Here is an 8,364-nt window from a genome sequence, read left to right on the forward strand (position 1 = left end):
TTCCTGCTGTTCGGAGACCATTTCCAGTTCTGGCTCGCGCTCGGCCAGAATGGCCTCCAGTTCTGCCACTTTCTCGCTGTCGATACGCAGGTGTTCGTCGCCTTCTTTCCAGCTGGCGCGCACCTGATCCAGCTCTTCGTACAGCTGCTGCTTGCGCTCGCGCTGATGCTGGATGCTCTGCTCCAGACGTGCCACTTCCGCCCCCAGGGCGTAAAAATGCTGCTGGACTTCGTTAAAGCGCTCCTGCACTTCATGGTGCTTCTCGCGCAAACGCTCTACTTCCGCGTCCACGTGGCGCTGTTCCGCCACTTTCGCTTCCATGGACACGTCCAGTTCGCCAATCACGTGGTCCAGCTGCTTAACCTGCACATCCAGCCCTTTCCAGCGCAATGCCTTGAGCTGCGCGCCTTTCAGACGCTCTTCCTCTTTGTACTGCTTGTATTTCTCCGCCGCACTGGCCTGTCGGCTCAAACGCTCCAGCTGACGTGTCAGCTCATCGCGGATATCGGTCAGTCGCTCCAGATTTTCACGGGTACGTCGAATGCGGTTCTCGGTCTCGCGGCGACGGGCCTTGTACTTGGAGATCCCTGCCGCTTCCTCGATATACACCCGCAGCTCTTCCGGCTTGGCTTCAATCAGCCGGGAAATCATGCCCTGCTCAATAATGGCGTAGCTGCGCGGCCCCAGGCCGGTGCCCAGGAAGATGTCGGCGATATCCTTACGGCGGCATTTGGTGCTGTTCAGAAAGTAATTGGACTGTCCGTCCCGGGTCACCTGGCGCTTCACGGAGATTTCGTTGAATTTGCCGTATTCCCCGGTCACGGTGGCGTCGGAGTTATCGAAAACCAGCTCAATGGAGGCCTGGGCCACCGGCTTGCGCGCATTGGAGCCATTGAAGATGACGTCAGCCATGGACTCGCCACGCAGGTGCTTGGCGGAGGACTCCCCCATCACCCAGCGAACCGCATCAATGATATTGGACTTCCCACACCCGTTGGGCCCCACCACAGCGGTGAGGTTTTCCGGGAAATTGGTGGTGGTAGGGTCCACGAAGGACTTGAACCCGGCCAGTTTTATGGATTTCAGTCGCATAGTGTCTGCTTAACTCGGGCCAACAGGCCAAAAATTGGGCAAAAACAAGGGTTTTCACCGCCCCCTGAAGCGATTACGGCGCACCTGGGCACTAAAAGGGCTAAGTCTAGCGACAACCGCAGTCGAATTCATCAGGCACAATACCGATTAAGGCCGCGGCACGCTTCATGCGGCAAGTAACACGCCGCAAACCCGGACACGTTTTACGGCATTTGATGTTTTCAGGGCCTCGGCAACGGCGCGGGTTGCGGTCTTGCTCCTGCCTGAAACGCCCTTTCCCCGCCGAGGCTCGGATTCGGAACGTCTACGGCAAAACCTCCCAACATCTCTCGCTTTCCCGTGCCGCAGAGGGCTGCAGCTCGCAACGTGTCTGCACCCTGTGCAGCGAGGAGCACCACAGGTAACATTCGGCACAACCTGTGTCCGTGTTGCTGCGTGCAGCATGTTGCATGAAGCGTCTCTTTTAAAAGGATTGCCCGTGTCCCAGATCGCCGATGCCATTGCCTACCTGACCCGCAGCCTGAAACTGGCCCGCAGCCCGGAGCTGCGGCGCTATGTGATCATCCCGCTGATCTTCAATATCCTGGTATTTGGTGGCCTGTACTGGCTCAGCGGCAGCTGGATTGCCGGCTGGATCACCGCCGCCACCGCAGACTGGGCACTGACCGGGTTCTGGAGCTTCCTCAATGGCGCCCTGCACTTCCTGGTCGATGCGGCGGTGGTGCTGGTGTGGATTCTTCTGCTGGGCCTGTTCGCCAGCGTGTTTTCCATCGGCGTCCAGCTGATTGCCGCACCGTTCATGGGCTTTCTGGCCGAGAAAGTGGATATCCAGATTACCGGCCACCCCATGAACGACGAATCCATCCCCGCCATGATCGTGCGCACCTTCAAGCGCGAACTGCGTAAAACCTGGTACTGGCTGTGGCGCGCTGTTCTGATTCTGTTTGTGGTCGGGGTGATTTACTTTATCCCGGTGATCAACGTGCTGGCATCCGCTATCTGGTTCCTGTGGTCCGGCTGGCTGCTGGGCATGCAGTACATCGATTTCGGCGCCGACAACCGTCAGGTGCCATTTGAGGTGATGCTGGAACGGCTGAAAGAAAAACGCTGGCTGGTGCTGACCTTCGGCGCCATCGTCATGGCCCTGACCATGATCCCGCTGGTGAACCTGTTCATCATGCCGGTGGCGGTGATTGCCGGGACGCTGATCTGGGTGGAGCAGCTGGCACCGCAACCGCAGGATCAGAAGACCCCCATCTAACTCTCTACAAGGCCGCTGTAGGAGCGCCTCTCGAGGCGCGAATCCGAGCCTAGGCGAGGAAATGGAGGCGGATGCACCCGATCTTTCTAGAGGGGTTGGCGATTAGGTATATTCCTGATCACCCTGCGGGCAATTTCCTTGCTGCGCAAGGTTCGCGCCCCAAGCGGCGTTATTCGCTTCGCTCACCCCTTCCGGGGCCGCCCAGCGTGCGTTACTCCGCTCCGCTACGTTCCTACAGCGGCCTTGTAGAAACGTTTACCGCATAAATCCAAGCTCTCTGAGCTGGTGAATTTTGTCGCGAGTGGCTGCGGCGTCCTCGAATTCCAGGTTCTTGGCATGCTCCATCATCTTCGCTTCCAGTTCCTTGATTTCCTTGGCCACCTGCGCCGGTGAGCGGGCCTCCAGATAATCCGCACCGGACTCTGCCACCTTCTTCTCGCCCTTGTACTTGCGATCGAAACGGCTACCGCCGCTGTCATCCATGATGTCGCGGATTTTCTTGTTAAGGGCCTGCGGGGTGATACCGTTGGCCTTGTTGAAGGCTTCCTGCTTCTCGCGGCGACGGTCCGTTTCGTCAATGGCCCGCTCCATGGAACCGGTCATTTTGTCCGCGTAGAGAATCGCACGGCCATCCACGTTCCGTGCCGCCCGGCCAATCGTCTGGATCAATGAACGGTCGGAGCGCAGAAAGCCCTCCTTGTCCGCATCCAGAATCGCCACCAGCGCCACTTCCGGCATATCCAGGCCTTCACGCAGCAGGTTGATCCCCACCAGCACGTCGAACTTGCCCAAACGCAAATCGCGGATAATTTCCACCCGCTCCACCGTATCGATATCGGAATGCAGGTAACGCACGCGGATGCCGTGCTCATTGAGGTATTCGGTGAGGTCTTCCGCCATGCGTTTGGTCAGCGTGGTGACCAGCACTCGCTGCTCTTTGGCAATGCACTCCTTGGCTTCACCCAGCAGATCGTCCACCTGAGTGGTCGCCGGGCGGATCTCGATCTTCGGGTCCACCAGGCCGGTGGGCCGCACCACTTGCTCCACCACCTGCCCCGCATATTTCTGCTCGTAGGGTCCCGGCGTGGCAGACACAAACACCATTTGCGGCGCCAGCAGCTCCCATTCCTCGAATTTCAGCGGCCGGTTATCCATGGCCGAGGGTAAGCGGAACCCGAAACTCACCAGGGTTTCCTTACGAGAGCGGTCGCCTTTGTACATGGCGCCCAGCTGCGGGATGGTCACGTGGGACTCATCGGCAATCAGCAGCGCATTCTCCGGCAGGTAGTCAAACAGAGTCGGCGGGGCATCACCCGGTGCCCGACCGGAGAACAGCCGGGAATAGTTTTCCACCCCGTTGCAGTAACCCAGCTCCTGCAGCATCTCGATATCGAACCGGGTGCGCTGCTCCAGCCGCTGGGCTTCCACCAGCTTGTTCTGTTCCTTGAGCTCCGCCAACCGCTCGGTGAGTTCTTCCTTGATCATCTCCACCGCCTTGAGCACCGTTTCCCGGGGCGTGACGTAATGGCTCTTGGGGTAGATGGTGGTGCGTCCGATGCGGCGGATTACCTCGCCAGTGAGCGGATCAAAGATGCTGATGGACTCCACTTCGTCATCGAACAACTCGATACGTACCGCCTCTTTTTCTTCTTCCGCCGGAAAGATATCGATCACATCCCCGCGCACCCGGTAGGTGGCACGGCGGAAATCCATTTCGTTGCGGGTGTACTGCAGCTCTGCCAAACGCCGCAGCAGCTCACGCTGATCAATATGATCGCCCCGCACCAGATGCAGCACCATGGCGTGGTAACTGGCCGGGTCACCCAGACCGTAAATGGCGGAAACCGTGGCCACGATAATGGTGTCCGGGCGCTCCAGAATGGCCTTGGTGGCCGACAGCCGCATCTGCTCGATCTGCTCATTCACCGAGGCATCCTTCTCAATGAAGGTATCAGAACTGGGCACGTAGGCTTCCGGCTGGTAGTAGTCGTAATAGGAAACGAAGTACTCCACCGCGTTTTCCGGGAAGAACTCCCGGAATTCCCCATACAACTGGGCCGCCAGCGTCTTGTTGGGCGCCATGATGATAGTGGGCCGGCCGGTCTGCTGGATCACATTGGCCATGGTGAAAGTCTTGCCCGACCCGGTGACCCCCAGCAGCGTCTGATGACCCAAGCCGTCATCGATACCCTCAATCAGCTGTGCAATGGCCGTGGGCTGGTCACCAGCAGGCTGGTAATCGGAATGGAGCTTGAAGAGGCTTTCGGACATGGGGTCTTCCTGATGACTATCCTTCCCCGCCGGGAAGGCAGCAAAATCATGGTTTAAAAATCGAGACGTAGTGTAACAGAGCCGGCGTGAATGCGCGGCAGAACAACAACGCCAGAAACACCGGATTCCCCTGTAGGAGTTCCTCTCGAGGGACGAACCGCGCGCAGCGCGAAACGCCCAAAGGGCGAAGGTTTTGGATGATGACAGAGTGTCCGGCCGCTATTCACCTGGCCTGAAAGGCCCTGCGCAGATTCGTCCCCTGGAAGGGAACTCCTACAGCGGCTTTGTAGAGAGCTCGAGCCCAACAAGCCAGCGCTGGTTGAGCCCCCCACCCTCCGTCCCCCACAAGGAAATACGGGACATTCACTGCCTGATCCGGTAAAATGCACGCCCCTTTCTGCGTCGATCCTGCGTCAAAAGCGCAACCATTCGACTCTCTAGATGAACGAGGAGTGCATGTCCGATATCAGCCTTTCCGACCGCGTACAACGCATCAAGCCGTCTCCCACCCTTGCCATCACCGCCAAAGCCGGTGAATTGCGCGCACAGGGTAAAGACATTATTGGGCTGGGTGCCGGTGAGCCGGATTTCGATACGCCGGATCATATTAAAGACGCCGCCATTGAAGCAATCAAAGCCGGCAAAACCAAATATACCCCGGTAGACGGCACTCCCGGCCTGAAAAAAGCCATTATCGACAAGTTCCAGCGCGATAACGGCCTGTCCTACGAGCCCGGCCAGGTGCTGGTCTCCAGCGGTGGCAAGCAGAGCTTCTTCAACATGGCCCTGGCCCTGCTGAATGACGGTGACGAAGCCATCATCCCCGCGCCTTACTGGGTAAGCTACCCGGACATGGTGCTGGTTGCCGGCGGCGTACCAAAAATCCTCGAAACGGACGTAAACAGCCGCTTCAAGATCACCCCGGAACAGCTGGAAGCGGCGATTACGCCGAAAACCCGCCTGTTCGTAATCAACAGCCCCTCCAACCCTTCCGGCATGGCCTATTCCCTGGAAGAACTGGCCGCTCTGGGCGAAGTGCTGAAAAAACACCCGAACATCATCGTCGCCACCGACGACATGTACGAGCATATCCTGTGGACCGGCAAGCCGTTCATCAACATCGTCAATGCTACCCCGGAGCTGTACGACCGCACCGTGGTCATGAATGGTGTCTCCAAGGCCTACTCCATGACCGGCTGGCGCATCGGCTACGCGGCCGGCCCGCAGAAGCTGATTGCAGCCATGAAGAAGGTCCAGTCCCAGTCCACCTCCAACCCGGCCTCCATCAGCCAGGCTGCCGCCGAAGCCGCGCTGGCTGGCGATCAGGGTTGCGTGGACGAGATGGTCAAAGCGTTCAAGGAACGTCACGACTACCTCACCGCCGCACTGGATGCCCTGCCAGGCGTGAAATGTGCCAAAGGTGACGGCACTTTCTATGCCTTCCCGGATTTCTCCGAAGCCATTGCCAACATGGATGGCGTGGAATCCGACACCGACCTGGCCACCCTGCTGCTGGAAACGGCAGAAGTAGCGCTGGTCCCCGGTTCCGCCTTCGGCGCACCGGGCTGCATGCGCCTGTCTTTCGCCGTCGGCATGGATACCCTGAAAGAAGCCATCCGCCGGATTGAGCAAGCATTGGCTAAATAAGCAACAAACGCACCCCCGGGGTGTTGACGACCCCGGGAGGCGTCACTAATATACGCGCCTCAAGACATTCCGCCTTAGCTCAGTTGGTAGAGCAAATGACTGTTAATCATTGGGTCGCTGGTTCGAGCCCAGCAGGCGGAGCCAAATAAGAAAAGGGCTTATCCACACGGGTAAGCCCTTTTTCTTTGCCCAATGATTGGCCGCCCTGCGGTCGACGGTTAATCATTGGCGAATTCAGTTGAATCCGCCTAGTTCGAGCCCAGCAGGCGGAGCCAAATAAGAAAAGGGCTTATCCACACGGGTAAGCCCTTTTTCTTTGCCCAATGATTGGCCGCCCTGCGGTCGACGGTTAATCATTGGCGAATTCAGTTGAATCCGCCTAGTTCGAGCCCAGCAGGCGGAGCCAAATAAGGAAAGCCCGGTATCGCAAGGTACCGGGCTTTTTCTTTGCCCAATGACTGGCTGTCCTGCGGTCGCCTGGGACCGTAACCTGCTACACCCCACTCCCAAAACTTCGGGGAGGCAGTGGGAAGCGATGCCTGCATCGCGAAGAAACTGACACCGTACCGACCTTCAGAATTGCGCCAAAGAGAATAGCACAGCGCCCTCAGACAGGCCCTCCCTATACCCATATAGTTTAGCGCCAACTCCCACTCCTCAGCCCGATTTCCCTCTGCCACGGGAAAGTGAGAAAATCCGCCGCCAGTGTGAACTACAGGTCTGACATGGATAACAAACCACGCATAGGCTTCATCATTACCAAGGCAGAGACCGGTGGCGCCCAGCGATGGACTCTTGACCAGATTCGCCTTCTGCAGGATGACATCCACCCTTTCCTCATCACTGGGGAAAACCAATGGTTGGCACGAACCCTGGGAGCACTGTCACCCCTAATTCTCCCGGACCTGCTTAGGCAGATGCCCAGCCCAACTGGACTAATGCGCCTGCGCCGCTACCTTCTGGATAACAGCATTTCAGTTCTGGTCGCCAGCTCGGCAAATGCGGGTGTCTATGCCAGGCTGGTGAAGCTGTTTATTCCACGCTTGAGGGTCATCTATGTTTCCCATGGTTGGTCCTCGATTTACAACGGAGGCAAGCTGGAGAGCATCTACACCCTTGCGGAACGCTTGCTCTCAACCCTGACCGATCTGGTGATCAACGTCTCTAACGCAGACGCCAGCAAATGCAGTGAAAAGCTAAATATCCCGCCAGGCAAAACCATCACACTGACCAATCGAACCCCCAAACCGACAAGACTGCCTGCAAACCTGCCGCCAAAACCGGTAAAGTTGCTGTTTTTAGGCAGATTGGCGCACCCCAAACGCCCGGACCTTCTGATTGATGCCGTTTCCTGCTTTTCAAAAGAGGAAGTGACACTCACGGTTATCGGCTCCGGGGCTGCTCAAAAGGAAATGCAGGCAAACGCGCCCAACAATGTTTTTTTCGCCGGTGAGGTCCAGGCATTTGATCAATTTCATCTTTATCATGCACTTTGCCTCATCTCCGACAGCGAAGGGCTTCCCATGTCCGCCCTTGAGGCCAAAGCACATGGGTTGCCACTGTTACTGAGCGATGTGGGCGGATGTCATGAACTGGTTGGCGCCGGAAACGGCATTCTGTGTAACAACACACTCGAATCAGTCCGACACAGCATTGATCAACTGATCGCCAATATTGACGACATGCAGTCCGCCGCCAGGGCATCCGCATCGGATGCATGGCTAGAGCCGACAAAATCAGACTACTTAAGCGCTTATCTAGGCGCAGAATCAGGCATTTGAACCCATGAATTCACACTTCATTCCGATAAATCCGGCACGCCACAACCGCCTCCACGAGCGGCTGCTACTCAATCCCGTGACGGGCCACATTACGGGGCTGGCCATTACCCTGTTCTGCGCACAGCTTTTTGCCCACGGATCGATCTCAATCCCCCACGATCCCAACCAGCAACTATCGCTAATAACCCTGGCAACGATTTACATCTTTAATGCACTCCTGATAAAAAAGATTGTTCGCTTCCCGGGTGGCCGCGGCTTTTCCTACAACGCCAGCATCACCCTGGCCCTGATTGCCTCGGCCATGCTGGTAAT

General features: G+C 57.6%; 5 protein-coding genes, 1 tRNA gene and 1 pseudogene. 5 read left to right on the forward strand and 2 right to left on the reverse strand.

Annotated features, from left to right (window positions below; genetic code table 11):
* The coding region (locus A3754_RS17975) for a chromosome segregation SMC family protein (RefSeq protein WP_156497066.1) at positions 1 to 1,092 on the reverse strand (1,092 nt) is incomplete at its 3' end.
* 478 nt (positions 1,093 to 1,570) lie between these two features.
* Between A3754_RS17975 and cysZ the strand changes: the two genes are divergently transcribed.
* A complete protein-coding gene (gene cysZ / locus A3754_RS17980; protein WP_063520798.1) occupies positions 1,571 to 2,353 on the forward strand; it encodes a sulfate transporter CysZ in 783 nt (260 codons plus the stop codon).
* Positions 2,354 to 2,608: 255 nt separating this feature from the next.
* On the opposite strand, the gene uvrB is transcribed toward cysZ, so the two are convergent.
* Positions 2,609 to 4,624 carry an excinuclease ABC subunit UvrB gene (gene uvrB, locus A3754_RS17985; protein WP_063520799.1) on the reverse strand — a complete coding sequence of 672 codons (2,016 nt, stop codon included), beginning with the start codon at positions 4,622 to 4,624 and terminating at the stop codon, positions 2,609 to 2,611.
* Between the two features lie 456 nt (positions 4,625 to 5,080).
* Here uvrB and A3754_RS17990 point away from each other — a divergent pair, with 456 nt between their 5' ends.
* From A3754_RS17990 to A3754_RS18005, 4 genes and pseudogenes are all read left to right on the forward strand, one after another.
* Positions 5,081 to 6,271: a pyridoxal phosphate-dependent aminotransferase gene (locus A3754_RS17990; RefSeq protein WP_063520800.1), complete on the forward strand. Its 1,191-nt coding sequence runs from the start codon at positions 5,081 to 5,083 to the stop codon at positions 6,269 to 6,271.
* 68 nt (positions 6,272 to 6,339) lie between these two features.
* A tRNA-Asn gene (locus tag A3754_RS17995) sits at positions 6,340 to 6,415 on the forward strand.
* Positions 6,416 to 6,996: 581 nt separating this feature from the next.
* Complete coding sequence (locus A3754_RS18000) at positions 6,997 to 8,052, forward strand: glycosyltransferase (RefSeq protein ID WP_063520801.1); 1,056 nt, start codon at positions 6,997 to 6,999, stop codon at positions 8,050 to 8,052.
* Positions 8,053 to 8,056: 4 nt separating this feature from the next.
* Positions 8,057 to 8,364 (forward strand): annotated as a pseudogene (locus A3754_RS18005) (hypothetical protein); the annotation flags it as partial.

The sequence above is a fragment of the Alcanivorax sp. HI0083 genome, assembly GCF_001635175.1.

Excerpts from the sequence above, each read along its gene's own strand:
- uvrB (WP_063520799.1), bottom strand. The coding sequence starts at position 4,624 with ATGTCCGAAAGCCTCTTCAAGCTCCATTCCGATTACCAGCCTGCTGGT.
- A3754_RS17990 (WP_063520800.1), top strand. The coding sequence starts at position 5,081 with ATGTCCGATATCAGCCTTTCCGACCGCGTACAACGCATCAAGCCGTCT.
- A3754_RS18000 (WP_063520801.1), top strand. The coding sequence starts at position 6,997 with ATGGATAACAAACCACGCATAGGCTTCATCATTACCAAGGCAGAGACC.